The organism is Sphingomonas sp. CBMAI 2297 (assembly GCF_029870595.1).
Lineage (GTDB): Bacteria > Pseudomonadota > Alphaproteobacteria > Sphingomonadales > Sphingomonadaceae > Sphingomonas.
In genome coordinates this window covers 1-26,395 of record NZ_JAPDIR010000019.1, presented here as the reverse complement: position 1 = coordinate 26,395, position 26,395 = coordinate 1, and the positions used below count along the sequence as shown (strand labels likewise).

Annotated in this window: 24 protein-coding genes; 7 read left to right on the top strand and 17 right to left on the bottom strand. The window is 67.0% G+C overall.

Features of this window, described 5'->3' with window-relative positions:
• Window positions 1–570: 570 nt before the first annotated feature.
• Entirely contained in the window at window positions 571–5,112 is a 4,542-nt protein-coding gene (locus OMP43_RS20045) for an RHS repeat-associated core domain-containing protein (RefSeq protein WP_280281322.1), read from the bottom strand.
• 622 nt (window positions 5,113–5,734) lie between these two features.
• Between OMP43_RS20045 and OMP43_RS20040 the strand changes: the two genes are divergently transcribed.
• The gene (locus OMP43_RS20040) at window positions 5,735–6,307 is read left to right on the top strand and encodes an RHS repeat protein (RefSeq protein ID WP_280281321.1); all 573 of its coding nucleotides are present in this window, start codon (window positions 5,735–5,737) and stop codon (window positions 6,305–6,307) included.
• 257 nt (window positions 6,308–6,564) lie between these two features.
• Here OMP43_RS20040 and ssb read toward each other — a convergent pair whose 3' ends face one another.
• On the bottom strand, window positions 6,565–7,134 hold the full coding sequence (gene ssb, locus OMP43_RS20035; protein ID WP_280281320.1) for a single-stranded DNA-binding protein: 570 nt from the start codon (window positions 7,132–7,134) through the stop codon (window positions 6,565–6,567).
• A gap of 41 nt (window positions 7,135–7,175) precedes the next feature.
• Here ssb and OMP43_RS20030 point away from each other — a divergent pair, with 41 nt between their 5' ends.
• A complete protein-coding gene (locus tag OMP43_RS20030) occupies window positions 7,176–7,349 on the top strand; it encodes a DUF4169 family protein (RefSeq protein ID WP_280281319.1) in 174 nt (57 codons plus the stop codon).
• Window positions 7,350–7,601: 252 nt separating this feature from the next.
• Here OMP43_RS20030 and OMP43_RS20025 read toward each other — a convergent pair whose 3' ends face one another.
• From OMP43_RS20025 to OMP43_RS20010, 4 genes are all read right to left on the bottom strand, one after another.
• Window positions 7,602–9,452, bottom strand: coding sequence for a ferrous iron transporter B (locus tag OMP43_RS20025; RefSeq protein ID WP_280281318.1), 1,851 nt, complete (start codon window positions 9,450–9,452; stop codon window positions 7,602–7,604).
• A complete protein-coding gene (locus OMP43_RS20020) occupies window positions 9,449–9,721 on the bottom strand; it encodes a FeoA family protein (protein WP_086127725.1) in 273 nt (90 codons plus the stop codon). Before OMP43_RS20020 ends, OMP43_RS20025 begins: the two co-directional genes overlap by 4 nt.
• 67 nt (window positions 9,722–9,788) lie before the next feature.
• A complete protein-coding gene (locus OMP43_RS20015; RefSeq protein ID WP_280281388.1) occupies window positions 9,789–10,445 on the bottom strand; it encodes a COQ9 family protein in 657 nt (218 codons plus the stop codon).
• Window positions 10,445–11,374 carry a DMT family transporter gene (locus OMP43_RS20010; protein ID WP_280281317.1) on the bottom strand — a complete coding sequence of 310 codons (930 nt, stop codon included), beginning with the start codon at window positions 11,372–11,374 and terminating at the stop codon, window positions 10,445–10,447. The genes OMP43_RS20015 and OMP43_RS20010 overlap by 1 nt, the downstream gene beginning before the upstream one ends.
• Window positions 11,375–11,430: 56 nt before the next feature.
• Here OMP43_RS20010 and OMP43_RS20005 point away from each other — a divergent pair, with 56 nt between their 5' ends.
• Window positions 11,431–12,525, top strand: coding sequence for an alkene reductase (locus OMP43_RS20005; protein ID WP_280281316.1), 1,095 nt, complete (start codon window positions 11,431–11,433; stop codon window positions 12,523–12,525).
• On the opposite strand, the gene OMP43_RS20000 is transcribed toward OMP43_RS20005, so the two are convergent.
• From OMP43_RS20000 to OMP43_RS19960, 9 genes are all read right to left on the bottom strand, one after another.
• Window positions 12,522–12,965, bottom strand: a complete 444-nt coding sequence (locus OMP43_RS20000; RefSeq protein WP_280281315.1) for a hypothetical protein — start codon at window positions 12,963–12,965, stop codon at window positions 12,522–12,524. The genes OMP43_RS20005 and OMP43_RS20000 overlap by 4 nt on opposite strands.
• A gap of 5 nt (window positions 12,966–12,970) precedes the next feature.
• Complete coding sequence (ribH, locus tag OMP43_RS19995) at window positions 12,971–13,390, bottom strand: 6,7-dimethyl-8-ribityllumazine synthase (RefSeq protein WP_280281314.1); 420 nt, start codon at window positions 13,388–13,390, stop codon at window positions 12,971–12,973.
• A gap of 1 nt (window position 13,391) precedes the next feature.
• Window positions 13,392–14,540: a 3,4-dihydroxy-2-butanone-4-phosphate synthase gene (gene ribB, locus OMP43_RS19990; RefSeq protein WP_280281313.1), complete on the bottom strand. Its 1,149-nt coding sequence runs from the start codon at window positions 14,538–14,540 to the stop codon at window positions 13,392–13,394.
• Window positions 14,527–15,147, bottom strand: a complete 621-nt coding sequence (locus tag OMP43_RS19985) for a riboflavin synthase (protein WP_280281312.1) — start codon at window positions 15,145–15,147, stop codon at window positions 14,527–14,529. The genes ribB and OMP43_RS19985 overlap by 14 nt, the downstream gene beginning before the upstream one ends.
• A 52-nt stretch (window positions 15,148–15,199) precedes the next feature.
• Window positions 15,200–16,129: a bifunctional diaminohydroxyphosphoribosylaminopyrimidine deaminase/5-amino-6-(5-phosphoribosylamino)uracil reductase RibD gene (gene ribD, locus OMP43_RS19980; RefSeq protein WP_280281387.1), complete on the bottom strand. Its 930-nt coding sequence runs from the start codon at window positions 16,127–16,129 to the stop codon at window positions 15,200–15,202.
• A 14-nt stretch (window positions 16,130–16,143) separates the two neighbouring features.
• The gene (locus OMP43_RS19975; protein WP_280281311.1) at window positions 16,144–16,491 is read right to left on the bottom strand and encodes a hypothetical protein; all 348 of its coding nucleotides are present in this window, start codon (window positions 16,489–16,491) and stop codon (window positions 16,144–16,146) included.
• Window positions 16,492–16,558: 67 nt separating this feature from the next.
• Window positions 16,559–17,224, bottom strand: a complete 666-nt coding sequence (locus OMP43_RS19970) for a TonB family protein (RefSeq protein ID WP_280281310.1) — start codon at window positions 17,222–17,224, stop codon at window positions 16,559–16,561.
• Between the two features lie 85 nt (window positions 17,225–17,309).
• Window positions 17,310–18,635 carry a glutamate--tRNA ligase gene (locus OMP43_RS19965; RefSeq protein ID WP_280281309.1) on the bottom strand — a complete coding sequence of 442 codons (1,326 nt, stop codon included), beginning with the start codon at window positions 18,633–18,635 and terminating at the stop codon, window positions 17,310–17,312.
• 41 nt (window positions 18,636–18,676) lie between these two features.
• Window positions 18,677–19,186 carry a YcxB family protein gene (locus OMP43_RS19960; protein ID WP_280281308.1) on the bottom strand — a complete coding sequence of 170 codons (510 nt, stop codon included), beginning with the start codon at window positions 19,184–19,186 and terminating at the stop codon, window positions 18,677–18,679.
• Window positions 19,187–19,289: 103 nt separating this feature from the next.
• Here OMP43_RS19960 and OMP43_RS19955 point away from each other — a divergent pair, with 103 nt between their 5' ends.
• Window positions 19,290–20,225 (top strand): ribose-phosphate pyrophosphokinase, encoded by a 936-nt coding sequence (locus OMP43_RS19955; protein ID WP_280281307.1) that lies wholly within the window; start codon window positions 19,290–19,292, stop codon window positions 20,223–20,225.
• 1 nt (window position 20,226) lies between these two features.
• Here the strand turns inward: OMP43_RS19955 and OMP43_RS19950 are convergent, their stop codons facing one another.
• Entirely contained in the window at window positions 20,227–20,976 is a 750-nt protein-coding gene (locus OMP43_RS19950) for a sulfite exporter TauE/SafE family protein (protein ID WP_280281306.1), read from the bottom strand.
• A 120-nt stretch (window positions 20,977–21,096) separates the two neighbouring features.
• Here OMP43_RS19950 and OMP43_RS19945 point away from each other — a divergent pair, with 120 nt between their 5' ends.
• Window positions 21,097–21,420 (top strand): antibiotic biosynthesis monooxygenase, encoded by a 324-nt coding sequence (locus tag OMP43_RS19945; RefSeq protein ID WP_280281305.1) that lies wholly within the window; start codon window positions 21,097–21,099, stop codon window positions 21,418–21,420.
• Window positions 21,417–22,703, top strand: a complete 1,287-nt coding sequence (locus OMP43_RS19940; protein ID WP_280281304.1) for an MFS transporter — start codon at window positions 21,417–21,419, stop codon at window positions 22,701–22,703. Before OMP43_RS19945 ends, OMP43_RS19940 begins: the two co-directional genes overlap by 4 nt.
• Window positions 22,704–22,835: 132 nt before the next feature.
• Here the strand turns inward: OMP43_RS19940 and OMP43_RS19935 are convergent, their stop codons facing one another.
• A complete protein-coding gene (locus OMP43_RS19935; RefSeq protein ID WP_280281303.1) occupies window positions 22,836–25,130 on the bottom strand; it encodes a CDC48 family AAA ATPase in 2,295 nt (764 codons plus the stop codon).
• Window positions 25,131–25,421: 291 nt separating this feature from the next.
• Between OMP43_RS19935 and OMP43_RS19930 the strand changes: the two genes are divergently transcribed.
• A complete protein-coding gene (locus tag OMP43_RS19930; protein WP_280281302.1) occupies window positions 25,422–26,321 on the top strand; it encodes a LysR substrate-binding domain-containing protein in 900 nt (299 codons plus the stop codon).
• Window positions 26,322–26,395 lie beyond the last annotated feature (74 nt).

Below are 26,395 nucleotides of genomic sequence, written 5' to 3'. Positions count from 1 at the left end.
ATAAATTTGGAAGCATGCGATCTTGCCGATGAAACCGTACGTTTTTCGGTTCTCACATGCCCGGGCGCGGCGTTCTCCGGCTTCCCTTGGCGAAACGGAAAGAGCCGGCAGGTTGCATCCGTAAGAACAGCGCCATAAATCTATTATGGTTCAGCTATTCATTATATTCATCAAATGAACAAGTGCCGCGCCTAACTCGATACGACCTCAACTCCCTCGGCATCGATCATGAAATATATATCATGCCTTATGCGTCGGGTTTGATCATATTATAACCGCGGTAACGACGTGCACAAAACTCAATACGGACATTATGACGAATAAAACACCTGCCGACAGCATCACATCGCCAACAACAGTAGCACTATCTATTCTTATCCTATATCTTAAGTAGTTATTTATCAAGAAAACAACTATCAAACACGCCCACATCGAAAGATGAACTGACAGGTTGCCATTTCTCACGAAATATACTGCCTGAAGAATATATACAATTATTCCATATGGAACAATTGACGGCACCGATAAAGATATCGCTCCAACAATGCTGCTCAGCTTCATCTCAATATCCTAATCAGAACAGCCATCCCAGGCGCCGAAGCCATTTAAAAGCGTCGGCTTGGGACATTTCCTTCCATTGACGACTATATGAGCGTCATCAAAAGCCGATGAGGCCACATCGGAAGTGGCAGCGGTGAAGGCGGCCTGCCCCGCCGCACCAACCTGATCGCCAATGGCGCCAGCCAACTCGTTTCGCCGGCCCGGGCCGATGGGAACCAGGAAATCCGCCCGAGTCATTCCCAAATAGGTGCCCAATCCAGCCGTCGCCGCATTTACAATACCCGCCCTGACCAAGCCGTCATCCAGCGGACGACCCGCCATTGCGTTCTCAACGGTACGCTGGCCAACGCCGAGCGCCCCGCCAACGGCCGTCGTCATCACTACCGCGGTCTTCAGCTCCTGCGTCCGGATAATGGCGGTCCCCACCCTCCCGGCCAGGCCACCGCTCAGCGCAGAGATACCGAGCCTGGCAACCTGCGTCTTTACCGAGCCCAGCACACCCAGGACATGCCCATTCTTCGCTTGCTCATAGGCGGCGCCCCAAGCTGCCCTGTCGGAATCGCTGGTTGCCTGATTCAGCATCTCCACCAGAAGGCCAATACACGCCGGGCCGCAGAGACCCGAAGGATCGGAAGCGTTAATGGGATCATTTGAGGAATAGGCATACAAGTTCATCTGATCGAGATATCCGATCGGATCCGTCTGCATGAATCGCCCAAGCATCGGCGAGTAGATACGCGCCTTGTAATAGTACATGCCCAGCTCGGGTATCCAAGCCTGGCCGGTATACTGGAAGCGACCAGCGTTGCCGCTACCCGGCAAGCCATATTCATCGTAGCTGTTGATCCCCGTGCGGTTGCCCCAGCAATCGGCGGTCGCGATGATCGAGCCCAGGTGATCGGCATGGAAGAGCTTGGTTGTCGAACAGTTCATCGCGCCGCCCTCGTCCCATAGGATGGGCTCGTCCTCGGCGGGACCGAACATGTAGCGGCGCAGCAATGCCCCGCTGCCGCTATACTCGGCAACGAGGTTGTTGCCGTCGTACAGGAACTGCGTGACGCCCGCGCTGCCACCCGACGTCTGGTAGAGGCGCCCCAAGGAATCATAGACCAAGTTCGCACCGGTCGAAGCGCTCACTAGCCGGTTCTCGGCATCGTAGGTGTAGGCGATGCCGCCGTCCCAAGTCAGGTTGCCATTGGCGTCATAACCATAGCCGTTGCCGCCTACCGCGGCATATTGGTTGAGACCATTCGGGACATAGGTGCGGCTGGTGGATGCATAAGCGTTGTACGCATAGTCCGAGTTGCTGCGGCCGAACCTGACGATCTGGCTCGCCGCATTATACCCGAAGGTAGCGGTCATATTCCCGGCGCCGCCGGCAAACCCCTGCGTCTGACTGGCAAGGCGGGAAATCGCATCATAGCCATAGCCCGTCATGCTGCTCGCGCGGTTGGTATTGGCGCGCCGTCCCTGGGCATCGTAGCCGATGCCCAGTAAAGGCACGGTACCTGTGGCGCCGGTCCACCATTGTGCCGCGCTCATCCGGTCCAATCCGTCGTAATCCATGGCGAAATATGCGCCATCGGGATGCGTAACGCGCGTTCGATTGCCATCCGCACTGAATTGGAAAGTCAGCGTTCGACTTATGCCGCCCATTGCGGTGGTCGTCGAGATAATCCGCCCAAGCCCGTCATAGCCGTTAATAACGGCATCGCTGCCCGAAGGGCCGTCAAACCTTGCCGCCGTCTGTAAGCCACGCAGATCGTAACTATAATAGACATCGCGCGTCAGCGAGGGCGGCACATTGGTGCAGGCATAGCCTGACACGCAAGCTTCCGGCACGATCTTCGAGGTTATCCGGTTCAGCGCATCATAGGCGTAGGTGAAGGTGCGCCCGTCGCGCTTGCGCAGGCGCGTGCGGTTGCCGTTCGCATCATAGCCATATTCTTCATAGTCTGCGCCGCTCACCGCGCCGGCGCTCGCCAACGCCGTAGCGGCAGTCGCCGGATTAAAGCCCGAAACGGAGCCCGAAGATGGGAAGCGCCACTGCACGTGCCGGTCGAACCCGTCATAGACCAGTTGCGCGCGATTACCGTTCGCATCGACGACATATTGCTCCTTGCCGTTGGGCGAGAAGCTGTACGTCACATAGGCCTGCTCGACGCTCGTTCCGACGGCCTTGCGGATCTGCTGCAAACGTCCCGCGGCGTCATATAATTTGCGGATGATTCGATCCGGCCCCTCGCTGCCTTCAGCGCCCAGCGCGCAGGCGCTGGCCGGCAAAGCGCCAAACGCGGCCGGGTTCATCCGCATGGCGGCGCATTCGAGCCGCGCCGCACCGTCATAGCTGTACTGCCTCAGCTGATAGGCGGCACCGCCCGACGATATGGTCTCGACGATCTTCTCGCCGTAGGAATTATAGATGGTGTCGGTGACCTGAGTGACCGACATCGCGGCAAGCGCGCCCGCGGTCACGTCGGTTGCGGTGCCATCCTCGACCTTGGTGACCTGATCGTCATCATTATAGCTGATCCGCTTTGCAATCCGGGGAAGCGGTCCCGATCCATCCGGATCGGTACTGATCGTTCCGATCTTTCGCCCGACGGCATCGTAGAGGAACGTCGTCGTACCTCCGCCGGGACCGGTCACGGTCACGAGATGGCCGGCATCGTCATAGGTATAGCTGGTCGCCAGCGACAGACCATCCGAGGCGACGGTCTCCGTCGCGCGAAGGAAGGTGTTTCCGACATAGGTGAAGCTGTGTCGCACCTCGTCCGAGCTGCCGGCGCATGATGCCAGAGTCCTGCATTCCGACACCTGCACAAGACGATAGAGGGTGCCGCCCCCCCCATTGATGGCCTCGTAGGTCGATCGCCGCTGTGGTCGCACGCCGGCGCTGTCGGACGGCATGGTGACCCTAGTCTCGCCGCCATGGGCCGGGTCATATTCGAAATGGGTCTCGCCGCCATTCGCATCCCGCGTCCAATTCGGCTTGTTACATTTCACTGGAACCGAACAAGTCGCGTCATAGTCGGCCTGATAGAGGACAATCGCTGCGAGCCCCGAGCCGGGCTTGGCGACGCTGGTGACGCGGATCAGATTGCCGCGGCTGTCATGTTGATATTGGCGGGCGTTGCTCTCAGGGAGAGTGGTTGCGCTCAGCGTTCCCTGCGACTGATAGGCGAAGTTCGTCTGCTGATTGAACTCGTCTTTGTTCTGGACCACGTCCGAACCCGTGGTCGAGACGAAGCAGGCGGAGTCAATGGAACCCCAGCCGGTGACCCAGGGCACCGGATTGCCGACCGCAATCCGCGTCTGACTATTGCCCATCGGGTCGGTCGTGGTCAGCGTGCCGCCGCCGTCATTCGTGTCCACGAAATTGTAGAGCCAGGTCCGGCCTCCCCTCGTGATCGACGAGACCGGTACAATGCGCGACGCACTAAACTGGGTAATATTCTTGTAGGTGATGCCGGTTTCGACACCGTTGGGCGTGATCACCCGGACGGGATTCAAAGTCGTCTTGTCATGCCCGTTGCTTATTCCCCAGCTGTCCGAACCGAGCTGGCAGGTCATGATGTTCCTCGCCTGCAGCGTGACCTTGAAGGCGCGGCCGATCTTGTCCGTCGCCTTCCAGTCTTGCTGCGCTGCCAGCTGCCCTACCTGATTTGCCGGAAAATTCGTGTGGGCGCGGCTAAAGCTCACCCGGTCGAGTTCGATCCCGTTCTTCCTCAGGACATAAGACGTAGCGTTGGCGAGGCCGCCATAGAGCACCCAGGCACTGCCTGCCGGCGAAGCGCTGGAAGTACAGGAAGTGCAGGGATAGATGGCGTCGACGGTGTAACCGAGATTGCTCGTGATCGTGCTGACCATCGTGCTGCCCGACACAATCGGATTGCCCGCGAAAGTAAGCTTCTCGCCATTCGCATAGAGGATCGAGGAAGCGTAAGCGAAGCCTCGATAGTTCGCGCCATTGCAGCTGGCGCCGCCGCCCATGCAGACCGGAATGGGTTCGACGGACATCGGAAAGAAGCTGACGACCGTGCCGTCGCGCGTCTGCAGGCCATAGGATTTGTCCGCAGTGCGGGTAAGCCGCGAACCGTCCACCTTCCCGACCTGCTGGCACAGCCCGAGGCCCGTGCAGACGAACATCTTGTCCATGCCTTCGAAATGCACGCGGATCTGGCGGCTGTTGGGGTTGCCGCTATCGGGTTCCGTCAGCGTATCGTCGGTCAGATAGGTTTCGAGGTTGGTGGTGAAGCGCCGCCCGTTGAAGACGGATCGCACCTGCAAATGCCCCGCTCCAGGCGCATTGAAACCGAGGGGCGAGGCGACCGAGTATTGCGCGGTCGCGACATCGACGCCGTTGATATCCGGCTGTGGATTGATCACGGTCTGGTTCTGCGCGGAGTTGTCCTGCGCACTGGCCGCCAACGGCACCAGCACCAGCGCCGACACGGGAAGCCCGAGCCGCAGGATCGAGCGCCGCACCGTCCCAAACATTCGGAAAAGGCGCGCACCTGCCACCCGGAGCGCAACGATATGCTCGGTCATGATGCCCTTCTTGCCCATAGCCATTTGAAACTCGCTCAGCCTGCCAAAGCGGGACGCAGCGTCACGCGCCACTGCATCTCCCGCCCCTCAGCGAGCCGCTAATCGTGGAAATGCGCGCCCTGTACTGTGACCATGGTCTGGTCCCCCGCGCCGGCAGCGAAAGGAAGCCTAGGGCAAGGGCGCCCGAGGAAACCAGTAAACGCAGATACATGCCCCGCCCCGTTGCCCATGGCCGATATGAACAATGAAGCGCTGGACGGTTACGGGAATGCGTCAAACCGGCGGTCAATTGGTCCATATCCGAGCAATGGAACGGCATGCCCCCGATGTTCGGGTCGCCAAGCCTTTCGCGGAACAGCGCCGCGCAGTTGCGCTGGAAGGTGCCGGGATTCCCGGGCTTCGGGATCCCACTCGCAAGCCGCGTTCTGAATCTGCGTGCGCCGATGCGCTGGCCGCGCTTGATTCGCCCCTCGCTAAATCATCTCGTGAATCCAGGGAGCAAGTGGGGAACATCCGTTCCTCAAGCCCCATCTATCGGCCCGAGAGGATTCGACGGTGCCGGATTTGGCGCAGTTTTCAGAAGCGTTTCATACCACAGTAACACGTGTGCGGTTTCTGTTTCATGTCTGACATCATCGAAGGGTTGGAAATGCGCGCCGATAGAAGTGCCTCCGTGATTTCGTTTCTCGCAATTGCAGGGGCAATGATCGCATCGCCTTCAAACGCTCAGGAAACCACGAAATATTCATATGATGCACTGGGGCATCTGGTCGGCGTGACTCATAGCGGAGGCGCCGCCAGCGGCGTAACTTCAACTTATTCCTATGACTCCGCCGGAAATCGTACAAACGTTGCCACGAGCGTGCCGGTTGCAGACGGGGATTGCAAATTCGCTGTGCGCGACGGCGGATTCTCCCATGATTGGGAGTTTCCGAGCAAACCTTTCCTGATCTGGATCGATAAATCGGGCAGTTGCACTGGCGCTACAACCCTTGCGTATAGCTTCTCACGCCCGGGCTCTCCGTCCGGCACCTTTGTGATGAACCCTTCGCAAGGAAGCTATTATTACTACGAACTGCCGGCCCCGTGCGCGTCGGGCGGGGAGGGCGATTTTACGACCACGATCCGAATAGTCTCGGGCCCGGGCTCGATCGCCAAGGGAACCGCTGCGCTTCGTATATGGAGTTGCACCTGAAGCATTCTGGGCCGTGGCAGCAACACCTTCCGCGCTGCCATCCATTCCGGTGGGCCAATCGAGCCCGAGCCCGGTCTCTCCCGACGGACGGCGCTACAACCAACGCACCGCAGCGTTCGGGATTGACTTCAACCTTCTGTCCAAGACGGCGTTTCCGAGGAGCGCAGCTTGGTATGATCGCTAGGGCGGAGCACGCTTTCACGCGCTCCGCCCGTGGCTTCGCCTATAAGACGCGACAAGCTCGCGCTGGGTGTTTCCTAGAACGGGACGTCGTCGTCCAGATCATCGGGGAACCCGCCACCGAAGCTATTGTTTCCGCCGCTGCCGCCCGAACGCTGGCCGCCGCTGTTGAAATTGCCGCCGCCCCGGCTGGACGACTGGCCGGCAAACTCGTCACCGCCGCCGGCGCCCCAATCGTCGCCACCCGAGGAGCGGCCACCGCCGAAGCCGCCGCCAGCACCACCGCCACCGCCGGGCGCGCCGTCCAGCATGGTGAGCACCGAGTTGAAGCCCTGGAGCACGATCTCGGTCGAATACCGGTCCTGGCCCTGGGCGTCCTGCCATTTGCGGGTGGTCAGCGCGCCTTCGATATAGACCTTGCTGCCCTTGCGCAGATAGCGTTCGGCGACATTCGCCAGGCCTTCGTTGAAGACCTTGACCGTGTGCCACTCGGTCTTTTCCTTGCGCTCGCCCGAGTTACGGTCTTTCCAGCTTTCGGACGTGGCGATGCGCAGCTCGACGACCTTGCCGCCATTCTGGAAGCTGCGGCTCTCGGGATCGCGCCCGAGATTACCCACCAGGATCACTTTGTTGACGCTGCCCGCCATGGAAACTCCGCTTCGAAATCTGTAAATGCTCGGGTGAGGATATGGCCGAGATCATCAACTTCAACAAGGCGCGCAAGGCCAGGGCGAAGGCCGAGAAGCCGATCCGTGCACAGGAAAATCGCGCGCGCTTCGGCCGCACCAAGGCCGAGAAGCAGGCCGAAGCCGCCGAGAAGGCGCGGATCGCGAAGACGCTGGACGATGCCAGGCGCGACTAGCGGCCCCGCGGAAGTTTACGGCACGCCCCTCTTTTCGGCCCCTGGCCAAGCACCGCGACGCCCCTCGCGCGGCATTTCGCGGACCCACCGTTCCATTCCGCCTCTCCCTTCGGGACAAAGGCCGAACATGCGCGATCCCACATTGCAAGCCGCGGGATGGACCGACGTTCAGGCGCCGGAACTCCCATATTCGCCGGCGCGACGGGGTAGACGGCGCCATCGCCACGCCCTTACTCGAAATATCGCTTCGGCCTAAAGCCCCAGCGCCAGCGCGCTCCAATAGGTGAGCCCCGCCGCGACATAGGCGAGCGTGAAGAGATAGCCGATCATGAACAGCGGCCATTTCCAGCCATTGGTCTCGCGCCGGGTCACCGCAATCGTCGAGATGCATTGCGGCGCGAACACGAACCACATCAGGAAGGCGAGCGCGGTCGGCAGGCTCCAGCGCTTGCGCAGATTGTCGGTGATCGTCGCCTCGCCCTTGGCATCCTCGGGATTGTCGACGGCATAGACCGTGCCGATCGCCGCCACGGCCGCCTCGCGCGCCGCCATCGCCGGAAGCAGCGCCAGCGAGATGTCGTGATTGAACCCGATCGGCTTCACCACGACTTCGATCCCGCTCGCGATGCGGCCGGCGATCGAATATTCGCTCTGCTTCACGCCCGCCGGCGCCTGGGGGAAGGTGGCGAGCACCCAGAGGATGGCGACGGTGGCGGCGATGGTGGTGCCGGCGCGCTTCAGGAAGATCTCCGCGCGCTGCCACAGGCCGAGCGCGATGTCGCGCAGGCGGGGCAGCTGGTATTTGGGCATCTCCATCATGAAACCGGAGGTCGCGCCCTTCGTCACCGTGCGGCGGAGCAGCAGCGCCGCGCAGAAGGCGCCGACGATGCCGAGGATGTAGAGCCCGAACAGCACCAGCCCCTGCAGCCCGATGCCGGGCAGCACCGCGCGATCGGGAATCAGCGCGCCGATGATGATCGCGTAGACCGGCAGGCGCGCCGAGCAGGTCATCAGAGGTGCGATCAGGATGGTGGTGAGCCGGTCCTTCTCGTCGGCGATCGTCCGCGTCGCCATGATGCCGGGCACCGCGCAGGCGAAGCTGGAGAGCAGGGGAATGAAGGCGCGGCCGGACAGGCCGACACTGGCCATCACCCGATCCATCAGCATCGCGGCGCGGACCATATAGCCGGTCGCCTCCAGCACCAGGATGAAGGCGAACAGGATCAGGATCTGCGGCAGGAAGACCACGACGGCGCCGACGCCGGCGATCAGGCCCTGGACCAGGAAGTCGCGCAGGAACCCGTCGGGCAGCGCGCCGGCGACGACGCCCTCGATCCAGGCCATGCCCGCCTCGATCCAGCCCATCGGCGCCTCCGCCCAGGCGAAGACCGACTGGAACATGACGAACATCAGCGCGAGCAGGATGATCGGCCCGGCGACCGGGTGGAGCACGACCGCGTCGATCCGGTGGGTCCAGCGGCGCGCCGCCGTTTCCGAAACGGTGACGGCGGTGGCGATCTGGCGGGCCCGGCGCTGGAGGACGACGATGTCGTGCTGGACGCCGGCGCCCTCGCGCAGCCGGTGCGTGCCCCTGACGGCCTCCCCCAATCGGTCCTTGAGCGTGTCGATCCCGCGCTTGCGCACCGCCACGGTGGGAACCACCGGCACGCCGAGCTCGCGCGCCAGTGCTTCGGCATCGAGGATCAGGCCGTCGCGCTCGGCCATGTCGACCATGTTGAGCGCGACCACCACCGGCAGGCCCAGCGCGATCAGCTGGAGCGTGAAGCGCAGGTGATTGTCGAGATTGGTGGCATCGACCACCACGATGATCGCGTCGGGCAGCTTCTCGCCCTGCTGCTTGCCGAACAGCACGTCGCGAGTCACCGCCTCGTCGGGCGAGGACGGGTCGAGGCTGTAGGTGCCCGGCAGGTCGAGCAGCTCGACGGGGCGGCCATCGGGCAGCGACAGGCGGCCGGCATGGCGCTCCACGGTGACGCCCGGATAATTGCCCACCTTCTGCCGCGCGCCGGTGAGCGCGTTGAACAGGGCGCTCTTGCCGGCATTGGGATTGCCGACCAGCGCAACCAGCGGCGCGGCGTTCATGCGCCGGGACTGACGTGGATGGCCGAGGCGACGTGGCGGCGGAGCGCCACGATCATGCGGCCGATCCGGCAGGCGATCGGCCCGCCGCCGAGCAGGCCCGACTTGTGGAGCAGCTCGACCTCGACGCCCTCGTCCAGCCCCAGCTCGCGCAGGCGCCGGCCCTCGGGCTCGCTCAGCTTGCTCCAGTCGATCGTGGCGACGGCCGCGGGCTTGTGGCGGGGCAGGCTGGCAAGCGGTACGGGCACGGGAATCGCAGCGGGGGCATTCATGCTGCGAGTCATTATCAATTGCGAGTGCCGTGCGCCAGTGGGATATGTCCTGGCCCGTCCCCCTGAATCAAACCGCCGGGTAGCGCAGCCGGCCGATGAAGCGGGAGAGGCTGAAGCGATGCTCGGGCGGGGTCAGCCATTTCGCCTTGGCGCGTTCGAACTGCATGATGTTCTCGATCCGGCGGGCGAGGAAGGCGCGCGTCTCGGCATGGCCCTCGCTCTCGTCGTCCAGGAACACCGCGATGGTGGCGGCATAGACGGCGCCCAGCGTCATGCGCTTGGAATAATGGTTATAGTCGGTCGCCGTGTCGCCGGCGGCACGCCACATCGCGTCGGCGGCGCGCCAGCCGAGCCGGGCCCCGCGCGCGGCGTTCTGCGGCATGGCGAGGATGGCGAGCGCGCGGCGCAGCGCCTCGCGGTGCGGAGCGGCGAGGTCGAGCCGGGCCTCGACCAGCGCGGTGATGCGGGCGCGGATCTTCATGCTGCCCAACTGCTCCGGCGTGAAGCGGGCGAGCATCGCGGCATCGATCGCGGCGAACCAGGCATCGATCATCGCCACCGGCCCGTCGGTGAAGGCGAGCCGGGCGACGTCGCGGTCGATGCCGAGGCCGTCCGCCGCGGCGTCGAGCGCGCGGTTGTTCCAGCCGTCGAACGCCGCATTGGCTGCCACTTCGGGCGCGAGCGCGGCACGCAGTTCGTCGAGAGTCGCGTCCTTCAGGTCCATCATGCCGGTTTAGCCTCCCCGGCTTCCGACGCAACCCGCGGGCCGCCGCTGCGTACCAGCACCAGGGCGATCGCGACCAGCACCGCGCCGCTGAGCTCGGCCGGGCCGAGCCGCTCGCCATAGGCGATCCAGCCGACCGCGCCGGCGACGATCGGCTGGCTGAGCAGCGCAATCCCCACCACGAGCGGCGAGAGATGGCCGATGGCGTAGATGATCAGCCCCTGGCCGACCACTTGGCTGGCGAGCGCCAGGCCGATCAGGATCCCCCAATGCTGCGGCCAGAACCGCTCGCCCGCGACCAGGGCGGCGACCAGCAGCGGCAACAGGCTGGCAAGGGTGGAAAGGGCGAGCGCGGGAAGCGGCGCCACCACCTCGCGCGCCTTGCCCATCAGCACGAAATAGACGGTGTAGAGCGTGCCGGCGAGCAGGCAGAGCAGGTCGCCGGCCAGGTGCTTGGGCGAGAGCTGGAAGGAACGGCCGAGCAGCAGCCCCGCCCCCGCCGCGGCGAGCGCCAACGCGAGGCCCTGGGTCCGCGTCGGCCACATCCGCGCGACGAGGAAGCCGTAGATCGGGTACATCAGCGTCGCCGAGTTGCCGAACAGCGTCGCATTGGCGAGCGTGGTCTGGAGGATGCCGACATGCCAGCTCGCCAGGTCCGCCGCGAAGGCGATGCCGCCCAGGGCGATGGGCAGCCACAGCCCGCGCGCCGGGGCGAAAGGGCGCCTCTGCCCGGCAAAGGCCAGCGCCACCAGGATCGGCGCCGCCAGCGCGATGCGCCAGAAGCCCGCCGCCACCGGCCCGACATCGGCCAGCCGCACGAACCACGGCCCGAAGGCGAGCGCGATGTTGCCGGCAAGCAGCGCCGCGATCGGCAACGCAGAGGCGGTTTGCGGTGCGGTAGCTTTTCTTGGGGACCCGGGACGATGCATGCGCCCCCTTAGCCACCTATTTGGCCGGCGTCACAGTCGTTAGGGAATTTGCGACGATGCCGAGCCTGTTCGATCCGATCCAGCTGGGCGCGATCCACGCGCCGAACCGCATGCTGATGGCGCCGCTGACGCGCGGCCGCGCCACCCGCGCGCATGTGCCCACGCCGATCATGGCCGATTACTATGCCCAGCGGGCAAGCGCCGGGCTGATCATCTCCGAGGCGACCGGCATCAGCCGGCAGGGCCTGGGCTGGGCCTATGCCCCCGGCCTGTGGAACGAGGCGCAGACCGATGCGTGGAAGCCGATCGTGGAAGCGGTGCATGAAGCCGGCGGGCGCATTGTCGCGCAGCTCTGGCACATGGGCCGGCTGGTCCATTCCGATTTCCTGGACGGCGCGAAACCCGTCTCGGCCTCCGCCACCACCGCGCCCGGCACCGTCCGCACCTATCCGGCGGAGGATAGCGGCGAGATCCGGCGCCCCTATGGCGAAGCGCGGCCGCTGCGCACCGACGAGATCCCCGGCATCCTCGACGACTATGCCCATGCCGCCCGCAACGCGATCCGCGCCGGCTTCGACGGGGTGCAGATCCACGCCGCGAACGGCTATCTGATCGACCAGTTCCTGCGCGACAATTCCAACTTCCGCGACGACGGCTATGGCGGCACCATCCCGAACCGGGTGCGGCTGCTGCGCGAAGTGACGCAGCGCGTGGTCGACACGATCGGCGGCACGCGCACCGGCGTGCGCCTGTCCCCCAATGGCGAGGTGCAGGGCGTCAACGACAGCAGCCCGCATGCGCTGTTCGAGGCGGCGGCGGCCACGCTCGACGCGATCGGCATCGCCTTTCTCGAGCTGCGCGAGCCGCGGGCGGGCGGCACGCGCGGGCTGCCCGATCATCCGCCGGTCCATCCGGTGATGCGCAAGGCGTTCAAGGGCCCGCTGGCGCTCAATGCCGACTATCTTCGCGACGATGCCCAGGCAGCGCTCGACGCCGGCGAGGCCGATGCGATCGCCTTTGGCCGCACCTTCCTCGCCAATCCCGATCTGCCGCACCGGCTGCGCGAGAGGCTGCCGCTCAATCCGCAGCGCGAGGACCTGTTCTATATCGGCGGAGCCGAGGGCTATACCGACTATCCGGCAGCGGTCTAACCGCCCTTCCGGTCCAGCGCGGTGAGCCAGGCCGTGGCGGCGGTGCGGAGGCCGCCACGCGCCTTGGGATTGAACAGCAGGATACCCAGCACGATCACCGCCGGCCAGCCGATGACGGTGAGGAAGAAGCCGGCGACGACCACCAGCACGAGCAGCGCCATGCCGAGCTGGGCCTGGCCGTCCCGGTCGATCCGGATCGAGCGCGGGGCATCATTGTCGAACCAGCGGGCAGTGACCAGGCTGAATCCCTCCCCGCCCGCATCGCGGCCGCGCGGCGGAGGCGGACTGGCCGGCCGCGGCGCTTCCATCCGGCGGCGCTTCTCGCCCGGCATCTCGGGCGCGGCGGGAACCGGGCGGACCGGTTCCCCCGCCAGCGTGTCGATCACGACCAGCCGGCGCCCCTGCTCCACTACGCGGTAGCGGGAGGGGGGCATGTCCATGGCCGTCAGCCGAACCGGCTCTTGAGCGCCAGCATCGCCAGCGCGGCCTTGGCGGCTTCCCCGCCCTTGTCCTTCTCGTCGGGCTTCGCGCGCGTGAGCGCCTGCGCCTCGTTCTCGACGGTGAGGATGCCGTTGCCGATCGGGATCCCATCCATCGCCAGCGCCATCAGCCCGCGCGCGCTTTCGTTCGAGACGATCTCGAAATGATAGGTCTCGCCGCGGATCACCACGCCGAGCGCGACGAACGCGTCGTAGCGCCCGGTCTCGGCGGCCATCGCCACCGCGCCCGGGATCTCCAGCGCGCCCGGCACCGTCACGGTCTCGTGCTGGTGCCCGGCCGCCTCGATCGCGGCGCGCGCGCCTTCGAGCAGCAGGTCGTTCAGATGGGCGTAGAAGCGCGCTTCGACGATCAGGACACGTGCCAAGTCATTCTCCGGTATCGATGGGGCGCTCGCCGACGATCGACAGGCCATAGCCGTCGAGCCCGACCAGCGTGTGGTGGGTATTGGTGAGCAGGATCATGTCCTGCACGCCGAGTTCGGTGAGGATCGTCGCGCCGACGCCATAGTCGCGCAGCTCGTCCATGTCCTTGGCCTCGAGCGTGCCGGCGCGCGCCTGGAGCGCGACGGTGAACTGGTCCGGCCGCGGCTTGTTGATCACGACCACGACGCCCGCGCCTTCCTCGGCGATGATCTCCATCGAGCGGCGCAGCAGCCCGCCGCGCGCGCCGCCCTCGCCGAAGATGTCGGAAAAGGGCGAAAGCGCATGCATGCGGACGAGCGTCGGCCGGGCCGGATCGATCCTGCCCTTGACCAGCGCGACCTGCTCGCTCTCCGTCGCCTTGTTCCAGAAGGTCATCGCGGCCCACTCGCCGCCCCATTCGCTCTCGAAACGCGTTTCGGCGCGCTTCTCGACGAGATGGTCGTAGCGGCGGCGATAGGCGATCAGGTCGCGGATCGTGCCGAGCTTGAGATTGTGGAACTGGGCGAAGGCGATCAGATCGTCGAGACGGGCCATCGTGCCGTCGTCCTTCATGATCTCGCAGATCACGCCCGACGGGTTGAGCCCGGCGAGCCGCGCGAGATCGACCGCCGCCTCGGTATGGCCGGTGCGGACGAGGACGCCGCCGTCGCGGGCGATCAGCGGGAAGACATGGCCCGGCGAGGTGATCGCATCGGGCCCGTTGGCCGCGTCGATCGCCACCGCGACGGTGCGCGCGCGATCGGCGGCGGAAATGCCGGTCGAGATGCCTTCCTTCGCCTCGATCGAGACAGTGAACGCAGTACCCAGCGGCGTGCCGTTGATGCGCGCCATCGGCTCGAGCTGGAGCTGGCGGCCCCGCTCCGCGGTGAGCGCGAGGCAAATCAGCCCGCGGCCGAACCGCGCCATGAAATTGACCGCGTCGGGCGTCGCCATCTGGGCAGGGATGACGAGATCGCCTTCGTTCTCGCGATCCTCGTCATCGACCAGGATCACCATCCGGCCGTTGCGGGCCTCGTCGATCAGCTCCTCGGGCGAGGAGAGGAAGGCATGTTTCAGGCGCCCCAGTTCATTGGCTCGTTCAGGCTTTGCCACGGAGCGCCTCCATGCGCTGCAGATAACGGGCGAGCACGTCGATCTCGAGATTGACGGCCTGCCCTGCTTCGAGTGCGCCGAATGTAGTGACGGCGGCGGTGTGGGGAATGATGTTGAGGTCGAATTCCACGCCTTCGGCCGTATCGCGCACCGCATTCACCGTGAGCGAGACGCCATCGACGGTGATCGAGCCCTTGGGCGCGACATAGGGCGCCAGCTCCGGTCCGGCGAGGAGGACGACATGGTGCGAGCCGCCGATCTCCTCGATCGCCTTCACCGTGCCGATCCCGTCGACATGGCCGGTGACGATGTGCCCGCCCAGCTCGTCGCCCAGGCGCAGCGCGCGCTCGAGGTTGAGCCTGCGGCCCGAGGCCCACATGCCCGGCGCGGTGCGGCTGGTCGTCTCGCCCGAGACGTCGAACGCGACCCAGCCGCCGCCCGCATCCACGCCCTTGTCGACCACCGTCAGGCACACGCCCGAACAGGCGATCGAGGCGCCGAGATCGATGCCGGAGGTTTCATAGGCGGTGGAGACGCGGACATGCAGGTCGCCCTGCCTCTCCGTGGTCTCGACGGTGCCGATATCGGTGACGATCCCAGTAAACATCAGGAGTCCTTGCTGCGCCGCGCGCGGGCGGCAAACCGGAGGCCATGCTTCCTCATGAGGCGTGCTCGTAGACCTCCATCCTGTCACTGCCAAGCATGCGGCTGTCATATAGCCGCCAGCGGCCATGGGCTTCGTCCAGCCGGGCGAGCCCGATATCGCCAAGCGCCACCCTCCCCTCGCCGATCAGGATCGGCGCGCGATAGAGCAGCAGCCGATCGACCAGGCCGGCGCGGAGAAAGGCCGAGGCGGTCTCGGCGCCGCCCTCGACGAAGAGATGGTCGACACCCTTCAGCGCCGCAATGTCCTCCGGGCGTTTCAGATCGCCGGTGGCGGAAAGCACCAGCCGGCGCGGCGCGCGGTCCTCCAGTCCGGGCAGGCGGACGTCGAGGCGCGGCCGGTCGACTTCCAGCGTGCGGCGGCCGACCAGGATCGCTTCGTGCCGGGCGCGCTCCAGATGGGTATGGGCGCGGGCCTGGGCGCCGGTGATCCAGCGGCTCTCGCCCGTGGGAAGCGCGATGCGGCCGTCCAGCGAGGTCGCCAGCTTGAGCGTGACGAGCGGACGCCCCTTTTCCAGCCGCGTCAGGAAGCCGGCCATCGAACGGCGGGCATCGGCGGCGCGGACGCCCTCCGCCACGTCGATCCCGGCGGCGCGCAGCCGGGCCGCCCCAGCCCCGTTGGTGCGCGGATCGGGATCGCCGAGCGCGATCACCACCCGGGCGATGCCGGCCGCGACGAGCAGGCTCGAACAGGCCGGCCCGCGCGGCGATTCATGCGCGCAGGGCTCGAGCGTGACATAGCAAGTCGCGCCGCGCGACTTCGCGCCCGCCTGGGCCAGCGCCATCGCCTCGGCATGGGGGCGACCGCCCGGCTGGGTCCAGCCGCGGCCGACCACGATGCCGTCCCGCTCGATCACGCAGCCGACATTGGGATTGGGCGCGGTCCGCCCCCGCCCGCGCTCGGCCAGCGCGAGCGCGGCGCCCATCCGGCGCGCGTCGCTCAGAAGCCGTGGCTGGTCAGCCAATCGTCATATTTCTTGAATTCGGCCTGGCGCTTCTTCTGCGCCGCCTCGATCGCCGCCTTGCGCTTCAGCTCCTCGGGCAGGTCCTTGGCCTGTTGTGCCTTGATATCGGCATCGCTGCGATCGAGCCGCCATTGCTGCACATAGATGATGTCGCGCTTATAGGGTGTGGCGACGTTCGAATCCTTCACGAACATCCACAGGATCACGAGCGTGACCGCCATGGCCAGCATCATGAACCACAGCTCATAGGGCTTGCGGGTGGCAAGCCAGCGCCGCAGGTCGCCGAATGCGCGCAGGGGGTTGAATCTCTGGAGGTAGCTCATCTCGCCGCCGAAGATAGGAGCGCGGAGGCCCGAGAGCCAGCCCCCGCGCTCCGCCAAGGACGTTCCGCTACTGGTCCTTGATCTGGAAGGTGACGCTGAGGGTCATCCAGCTCTCCTCGGCCACGCCGCCGCGCGTCGCCGGCTTGAACCGCCATCTGGCCAGCGCCTGCTGCTTCGTCGCCTCGAAGAAGGCGGCGCTGGTGGCGCTGACCTGCTCGACCGCCTTCACCCGGCCATCGGGGCCCACCAGCACCCGCACCGCGACGCGCCCGTCGCGCTGGGCGCGCAGTTCCGAGGCGGGATAGTTGGGCTGGAAGGCATCGGCATAGCGCGGATCGCGCTTCGCGCCGATAAGGGCCGGCACCGGCTTGGGCGGATCGACGGCGACCGGCGGGCCGACCTCGACCGGCTTGGCGATGTCCGGCTGCACCGGCGGGATGTCCGGCGTGGTCCTGATGATCGGATCGCGGTCGGTCTTCACGATCGGATCGGGCACGGTGATCGGCGGCTGGGTCGGCGTCTTCACCAGCACCTTCTTGTCGATGGGCTGGGGGTCGGGGGGCGGCGGCTGCTCGATCGGAATCTGCGTCGCCTCGAAGATCGGGGTGACATGCTTGATGATGTTCGGCGCCGAATAGATCATTCCGGTGATGATCGCCCCGCTGATGAGCAGCGACGCCCCGATGCTGACGGCGCGCGATTGCTGGGGCTGGTAGCGATGTTCGGCATACATGGCGTTGCACTCCATCTCCAACGCCGGTCCAGGCCGGCGAAAGCGATGATACAACATTACATATCCGGTGCAAATGCTTTCTCGATCATACGCTACCGAGGCGCGCCAGGGCATTTTCCTTGCCGATCAGCGGGAGCAGGGCGGCCATGTCGGGCCCGTGCTCGCGGCCGGTAAGGGCGAGTCGCAGGGGGAGGAACAGGGCACGGCCCTTGCGGCCGGTGGCCTGCTTCAGCGCGCCGGTGAGCGCCGGCCAGGGATCGGACCAGTCGATGCCCTTGGCGACCTCGGCGGCGAGGGCGAGGAAGGCGCGGTCCTCCTCGGGGATCGTCGCGGCGACCGGCCCCTCGACCACGCCCCACCAGTCCGCCGCCTCGGCGACGGTCGCCAGATTGGGGCGGATCGCTTCCCATCCGGCCGCGCCCATCCCCGCCGGCAGCCGGTCCTTCACTGCGTCGAAGCCGAGCTGGTGGACGATGCGGGCGTTGAGCTGGGCCAGCTCCTCCTCGTCGAAGCGCGCGGGCGCGCGGCCGAAGCGCGCAAAGTCGAAGCCGGCGATCAGCGGCGCGACATCGGGGAACGGCTCGACGGGGTCGCTGGTGCCGAGCCGGGCGAGCAGGGCGATCAGCGCCTGGGGCTCGATGCCGCGCGCACGGAAATGGTCGATGCCGAGCGAGCCCAGCCGCTTGGAGAGCTTGCCCTCGGCGCCGGTGAGCAGCGCCTCGTGCGCGAACCGCGGCGCGGCGGCACCGAGCGCCGCGAACATCTGGAGCTGAGTCGCGGTGTTCGAGACATGATCCTCGCCGCGCACGACATGGGAGACGGCCATGTCGATATCGTCGATCACCGAGGGGAGGAGATAGAGCCAGGAGCCGTCGGCGCGGCGCACCACCGGGTCGCTCATCGTCCTCGGATCGAAGCGCTGGGAGCCGCGGACCAGATCGTCCCATTCGATCATGGCGTCATGATCGAGCCGGAAGCGCCAGTGCGGGCGGATGCCCTCCGCTTCGAACTTCGCCTTGTCCGCATCGGCCAGCGCCAGCGCCGCCCGGTCATAGACCGGGGGCAGGCCGCGGCCGAGCAGCACCTTGCGCTTGAGCTCGAGCTCCTGCGCGGTCTCGTACGCCGGATAGACCCGCCCGGCGGCCTGCAACTCCGCGAAGCGCGCCTCGTAGCGGCCGAACCGGGCGGACTGGCGCTCCTCCCCGTCCGGCGCCAGCCCCAGCCAGGCGAGATCGGCGCGGATCGCGTCGACGAAGCGCTCCTCCGAACGCTCGCCATCGGTATCGTCGATGCGCAGCAGGAAGCGGCCGCCATGGGCCTGCGCGAACATCCAGTTGTGGAGCGCGGTGCGGATGTTGCCGACGTGGAGCGTGCCCGTGGGGCTCGGCGCGAAACGGGTGGTGACGGTCATTGCCGCGCTCTACCGGGCGGGCCCGGCGCGCGCAAACCGGCTCAGAGCCGGCGCAGGCCCGATGCTTCGAGGATCGCGCGCAGCGCCTGCGCCTGCCCAGCGGCGAGGGCCGAGGCCGGGACGACCTGATATTGCTGGTCGTTGAAGTAGAGCAGGAAGCCCGAACGCGCGGCGTACCAGCCATGATAGTCGGTCCAGGCGAGCTCGGTTTCGCCATGGGGCGAGCGCGCCGACATGCCGGCGGTGGACCAGGTGACTTCGACCGGCCGCCGCCAGATCGCGCTCTGCGCCACCAGCCGGCGGATCCGGCGCGGCAGGAACAGGTAGAGGAGCCCGTAGATCAGCGGGAACAGCACGGCCATCTCGGCCGCGAAGACCAGCATCCACCACAGCGGATCCTCGCCGATCGCCACGCCGAGCACCGCGCCGATGGCGAGCATGACGAGCAGACCGATTCCCATGCGGATCCAGGCGCGGCTGGAACGGAGATAGCGCCAGAGATTGGCCCGCGCCGCCGCGATCTGGGCATCGGCGTCGAGCACATAAGTCACAGTCGTGACGCCTTCTGCATGCGCAATCGCCATCTGCTCTTTTCAACCCCGCCCTTTGGCCTCTAATGCGCGCCCAGCGTAGCAAGCCTGGGGAGTGGCGCACATGAAATTGATGGCCGGCAATTCGAACCTGCCGCTCGCCAAGGCGATCGCCGAGTATCTCGAGATCCCGCTGACCCAGGCGAACGTCCGCCGCTTCGCCGACGAGGAGATCTTCGTCGAGATCCTCGAGAATGTCCGCGGCGAGGACGTGTTCGTCATGCAGTCCACGGCGTTCCCGGCGAACGACAATCTGATGGAGATGCTGATCATGATCGATGCGCTGAAGCGCGCATCGGCCCGGCGCATCACCGCGGTGCTCCCCTATTTCGGCTATGCCCGCCAGGATCGGAAGCCCGGCCCCCGCACGCCGATCTCGGCCAAGCTGGTCGCCAACCTCGTCACCACCGCGGGCGCCGACCGCGTGCTCTCGGTCGATCTGCACGCCGGGCAGATCCAGGGCTTTTTCGACATCCCGACCGACAATCTCTTCGCCGCGCCGGTGATGAGCGCCGACATCCACAGCCGCTTCCCGGGCAAACAGTGGATGGTCGTCTCGCCCGACGTGGGCGGCGTGGTCCGCGCCCGCGCGCTGGCCAAGCGGCTCGACAACGCGCCGCTCGCCATCGTCGATAAGCGCCGCGAGCGCCCGGGCGAATCGGAAGTGATGAACATCATCGGCAATGTCGAAGGGCGCTTCTGCATCCTGATCGACGACATCGTCGATTCGGCCGGCACCCTGTGCAACGCCGCCGCCGCGCTCAAGGCCTCGGGCGCCGAGGACGTGGTCGCCTATTGCACGCACGGCGTGCTCTCGGGCGGCGCCGTGGCGCGCGTCGACGGATCGGCGCTCGCCGAGCTGGTGATCACCGATTCGATCGGCAACCACGCGGTGATCGCCGAGAGCAGCAAGATCCGCCACCTGACGATCGCACCTTTGCTCGCCGAAGCGATCAAGCGGATCGCGGACGAAAGCTCGGTCTCCTCGCTCTTCGACTGAGCTAGCGGATCGCCTCGGCAACCAGGGCGATGCCGACCAGGATCATCAACACATGGATCGCGGTGTAGAAGCGCGCCGCATCCACCCTGCGCACCAGCCGGACGCCGGCAACCGTGGCGACCAGCGCGAGCGGCAGCAACGCGGCCGACGTCATGACGTTCGCCGAGGTGAACTGGCCGAGCGCCCAATAGGCCGGCACCTTGATCCAGTTGGTCGCGGCGAAGAAGATCGCGGTGGTGCCGACCAGCATGTCGCGCGGGAGGTTGCGCGGCAGCACCCAGAGCTGGAAGGGCGGCTGGCCGGCATGGGCGATCTGGCTGGTGAAGCCCGAGGCGATGCCGAACAGCGATCCGATCCAGTCCGGCCAGCGCGCGGTGCCGCGCGGCGCGGCATGGCGGGCGGCCCGGAGCCGATAGGCGCCGAACAGGATCGAGATCGCGCCGACCATCGCCATCACCGCGGCGGATGAGACGCTGGCGGCGAACCCGTAACCCAGCGCGATGCCGAGCACCGAGCCGGGCAGCATCCAGCCGAGCAGCCGCCAGTCGACCGTGCGGCGAAAGGCCCAGACGCCGACCACGTCCTGCGCGATCAGGATCGGCAGGGTGATCGCGGCGGCACGCACCGGATCGATCGCGAAGGCCAGCAGCGGCAGCGACAGCGCGCCCATGCCGGCGAACCCGCCCTTGCTGAGGCCGAGCAGGATCACCGCGGGCACGGCGAGCACATAGAAATGCCAGTCGGTGATCATAGGGTGCGGCTTTAGCCACACCCGCCGTCCCGGCGAAAGCCGGGATCTCGTGCCACGGCCGCGCCATCGCCCGATACCCCGGCTTTCGCCGGAGTGACGGTTAGGTTAGGGGCAGGAGCCATGGCAGAGGATCGCACCGGGCAGACCGCCGTCCTGTTCATCTCCGCGCGCACGGGGGAAGACGCCGAAGGCTATGCCACGGCCGCCGCGGCGATGGACGCGCTGGCCGCCGAGCAGCCCGGCTATCGCGGCGTCGACCATGTCGGCAACGCGGACGGCCAGGCGATCACCATAAGCTATTGGGCCGACGAGGCCAGCGCGATCGCGTGGCGCAAGCACCCCGAGCATGCCGAGACGCGCGAGGCGGGGCGCGGGCGCTGGTATGGCTGGTACATGCTGCATGTCGCCACGATCGGGCGGAGCTACAGCTGGGAGCGGAAATGAAGTTCCGGCGCTTCGACCGGACTTTCGCGCTGCTCTTCACCGTGATGCTGGCCATCGCAGCCGGCAACACCGCGCTGCAATCGGTGCTGCCCGCGCTCGGCCGCTCGCTGCACGCGCCGGACAGCGCCGTCGCCGCCGTCTTCTCGGTCTCCGCGCTGCTCTGGGTGATCGCCGCGCCCTTCTGGGCCAACCGGTCCGACCGGCACGGCCGGCGCGCGATGGTGTTGGTGGGGGTGGGCGGCTTCACCGTGTCGCTGGGGCTGTGCGGGCTGTGCCTGGCCATGGGGATCAACGGGCTGCTCGGCCCGGTGGCCACCTTCATCGCCTTTGTCGCGGGGCGCGTGATCTACGGCACGTTCGGATCGGCGGCGCCGCCGGCGGTGCAGGCGATCGTCGCCGGCCGCACCAGCCGCGAGGAGCGGACCGGCGCGCTCACCCTGCTCGCCTCGGCCTTCGGGCTCGGCACGATCCTGGGCCCGGCGATCGCGCCCTATCTGGTGATGGGGAGGCTCTGGCCGGAGGGGCCGATGATCGGGCTGGCCGGCCCCGCCTTCGCCGCGAGCGCGGTGGGCGTGGTGATCTGGATCGCCGCCGCGCGCGGGCTGCCCAGGGACGAGGGCGACGCCCATGGCGCCGCCATCTCCTATCCCTCGATCGGCGGGCAGGGGACCGGCGCCACGGTGACCGCCGCCACCGCCGCCGAGACCAGCGAGAACATCCGCTATTTCGATCCGCGCATCCGGCCGTGGATCGTCGCCGGGCTGATCATCGGCCATGCCCAGGCGATGACCGGCCAGGCGATCGGCTTCCTGATCATCGACCGGATGCACCTGCCCCCGGCGGAGGCGCTGCAGCCGACCGGGCTGGTGCTGATGCTGGGCGCGGGCGCATCGCTGCTCGCGCAATGGGGGCTGATCCCGATGCTCGACCTGCGCCCGCGCGCGCTGGTGCTGACGGGCGCGGCCCTGGGCGCGTGCGGCTGCGTCGCGACCGGCACGGCGACCACGCTGTACGGCATCGCGCTGGGCTATGCGCTGATCGCGCTCGGCATGGGCTTCGCGCGGCCGGGCTTCACCGCGGGCGCATCGCTGGCCGTGGGGGCGGAATCGCAGGGATCGGTGGCGGGCAAGGTCACCTCGGTGAACGGCGCGGCGTTCGTGCTCGGCCCGTCGATTGGAGTGGGCCTTTACGAGCTCTGGCGGCCGCTGCCCTATCTGACCGCGGCGGGGTGGCTGGCATGCCTGCTGGCCTATGCCTGGGTGGCGACGCGGCGATCGACATGACTCCCCGCCCTGGAAGGGAGGGGATCAGGGGGTGGGCGGAGTGCGCGCGAAGCCGCGAGGCCAAGCCCGCACCCACCGTATCGCCGGGATGCTACCCACCCCAGCCTTCCCTTCCCGGGCGGTGCGCAAGCGTCAATCCGCTCCCTTCGGCCCATGCCCGCGCAGCATGCCCGGCGCGATGAAGCCGATCGGCTGGATCGCCGAGGCCTGCTGCTTCAGCCGGCCCGACATCGCCTGATACTCCTCCTCCATCTCGGGCGTGACCGTGGCGCGCGAATCGGCGAGCGCCGCGTCGAAATGCGCCATCGTCACTTCGCGCGAGTCGAGCGACTGGCGGAGCGCGATCAGGCCGGCCCGGCGGACCACATCCTCCAGGTCGGCACCGGTATAGCGTTCGGTCTGCGCGGCGATCGACCGCAGATCGACATCCGCGGCGAGCGGCATCTTCTCCGTCTGGATCTCGAGGATCCGCTCGCGCCCGGCCGCATCGGGCACGCCGACATAGACCAGCTCGTCGAACCGCCCGGGGCGGAGCAGGGCAGGATCGATCAGGTTGGGCCGGTTGGTCGCGCCGATCACCACCACCGACTGCAGCTCCTCCAGCCCGTCCATCTCCGATAGGATCGTGTTGACCACGCGCTCGGTCGCCTGGGGCTCGCCCAGGCCGCCGCCACGCGCGGGAACCAGCGAATCGAGCTCGTCGATGAAGATCACGCAGGGCGCGACCTGGCGGGCGCGGGCGAACAGCCGGGCGATCTGCTGCTCGCTCTCGCCATACCATTTCGACAGCAGGTCGCTCGACTTGGTGGCGATGAAGTTCGCCTCCGCCTCGCGCGCCACCGCCTTGGCGAGCAGGGTCTTGCCGGTGCCCGGCGGGCCGTAGAGCAGGAAGCCCTTGGCCGGGCGGATGCCGAGGCGGCGGAACGCATCGGGATCCTTGAGCGGCAGCTCGACGCCTTCCTTCAGCCGCATCTGCGCATCGTCGAGCCCGCCGACATCCTCCCAGCGGACGCGCGGCGCCTCGACCATCACCTCGCGCATCGCCGAAGGCTGGACGCGCTTCAACGCCTCGAGGAAATCCTCGCGCGTGACCGACAGCGTATCGAGCACCTCGTGCGGGATCGTCCCTTCCGCCAGGTTGAGCTTCGGCATGATCCGGCGCACCGCCTCGATCGCCGCCTCGCGGGCGAGCGCGGAGAGATCGGCACCGACGAAACCATAGGTGGTGCGCGCCAGCTCGGCGAGATCGACCTTGTCGCCGAGCGGCATGCCGCGTGTGTGGATGCCCAGTATCTCGCGGCGGCCGCGCTCGTCGGGCACGCCGACGATGATCTCGCGGTCGAACCGGCCCGGCCGCCGCAGCGCCTCGTCGATCGCGTCCGGCCGGTTGGTCGCGGCGATGACCACGACGTTGGCGCGCGATTCGAGCCCGTCCATCAGCGTGAGCAACTGGGCGACGAGGCGCTTCTCCGCCTCGCCCGAAACCTGGCCGCGCTTGGGGGCGATCGAATCGATCTCGTCGATGAAGACGATCGACGGCGCCGCCTTGGTCGCCTCCTCGAAGACCTGGCGCAGCCGGCCCTCGGATTCGCCATAGGCCGAGCCCATGATCTCGGGGCCGTTGATCAGGAAGAACTGCGCGTCCGATTCGTTCGCGACCGCGCGGGCAAGGCGGGTCTTGCCGGTACCGGGCGGGCCATGGAGCAGCACGCCCTTGGGCGGATCGACGCCCAGGCGCTGGAACAGCTCGGGATAGCGCAGCGGCAGCTCCACCATCTCGCGCAGCTGGTCGATCGTGCCGGCCATGCCGCCGATATCGTCATAGGTGACGTCGGCACGCCGGCCGTCGCCCGCGGCCGCCTCATATTCGGGGCGCAGCTCGACCTCGGTATTCTCGTCGATATGGACGATGCCCTTGGGGCTGGCGGCGACCACGGTGAGCCGGATCTCCTGCAGCGCATAGGCCGGCGCGCGCAGGAACTGGGCGACCTGGGGCGGGATGTCGGCGCGCTGCTGGCCGGCGGTGGCGACGACGTCGCCCTGGGCCAGGGGACGCTGGAAGAAGACGCGCTTCAGCGCCTCACCGCTGCCCTGGAGGCGCAGATTCTGCTGGGCGGGCGCGAACACCACGCGCGTCGCCGGCTTGGACACGGCCTTGCGCACCTCGACGAAATCGCCCGAGCTGGCGCCGGCATTGGCGCGCTGGAGCCCGTCGATGCGCAGGATCTCGAGGCCCTCGTCCTCGGCATAGGGCAGCACCGCGAGCGCGGGGGTGGCGCGCTTGCCGACGATCTCGATCACATCGCCCTCGGCAAGGCCGAGCCGCGCCATCAGCGCGCGCGGCAGATGCGCGAGACCCCGGCCACTGTCCTCGGGCCGGGAATTGGCAACCTGCAGCCTGGCGGGCTGCCCTTCTTCGTCCGCCATCCTATCGTTCTCCCCAGGCGTGTGAGACGCGGAACGTGGGGGATCGATTGCACAAAAAAAAGGCCGATCACGAGGACCGGCCGGGAAAGTTTTAGGAGAGGATGCCTGAAAGGCACGCGCTTTGTGCAGTGCGGCCGGTTTTTGTGCAAGTGCGAAAAGAAACATTAACGCGTGCATGGCTTGCAATCGCGCGTGTGTGCAACGATAGTTGTGCCCGAGTTGGAAACGCCATTGGCGCCGCGCGAATCGCACGCCAAGGGTCGTGACGCAGCGCAACAAAAAGAGAGCGAAATGCGACGACTACCCCCGCTTACGGCAATCGAGGCTTTCGTGCAGGTGGCGCGGCTCGGCTCGATCAAGGCCGCCGCGGAGGAGCTGGCGCTCTCTTCGCCGGCGCTGAGCCGCCGCGTCCAGGCGCTGGAGCGCTTCATCGGCAAGCCGCTGTTCGAGCGCCGGCACCAGGCGCTGCGCCTCAACGACGATGGCGAGCGGCTGCTCGGCATGATCGCGCCCGCGCTCGACACCATGGCCGACGCGGTGGAGACGATGACCAGCGGCACCGAGCTGCTGCGCCTGCGCCTCGGCATCCTGCCGCTGTTCGCGACGCAGCGGCTGATGCCGCACATGGGCGATCTGAAGCGCAAGCATCCCGAGCTGCATCTCGACGTCGATACCGGCGCGCATGCGGTGGCGCGGCTCGGCGACGGGCTCGACGCCGCGATCGTGGTGGCGCGCGACATCGACCCGACGCTGTATTCGAAGCGGCTGGACCGCAACCGCGTCTATGTGATCGGCGCGCGTTCGCTGGTGGAGGGGCCCGAGCCGGTCACCCGGCCGGAGCAGCTTTCGAAGCTCACCGCGCTGGTGCACCGCGACATGGCGGACACGTTCACCGCCTGGCGCGCGGCGGCGGGGCTGTCGCATCTGGAGATCGAGCCCGCGGCCATCGACCATTTCGATTCGGGCACGCTGATGCTCGAGGCAGCGGCGCAGGGGCTGGGCGTCGCCTTCATGCTCGAATCGCATTTCGAGGCGGCACGCGACGACCGGCTGGTCCAGCTCTTCGACCTGACCGTGGAGAGCGACTATAGCTACTGGTTCGTCTGCCGGCCCCGCGCGCTCACGACGCGGCCGGTCAAGCTGTTCCACGACTGGCTGATCGAAGTGCTCCACGCCGAGCGGGTGGAATAATCGGAGCCCCTCCCTGGAAGGGAGGGGTTGGGGTGGGTCCTTGCACGCGATACGGTGAGGCGATCGCGCGACCA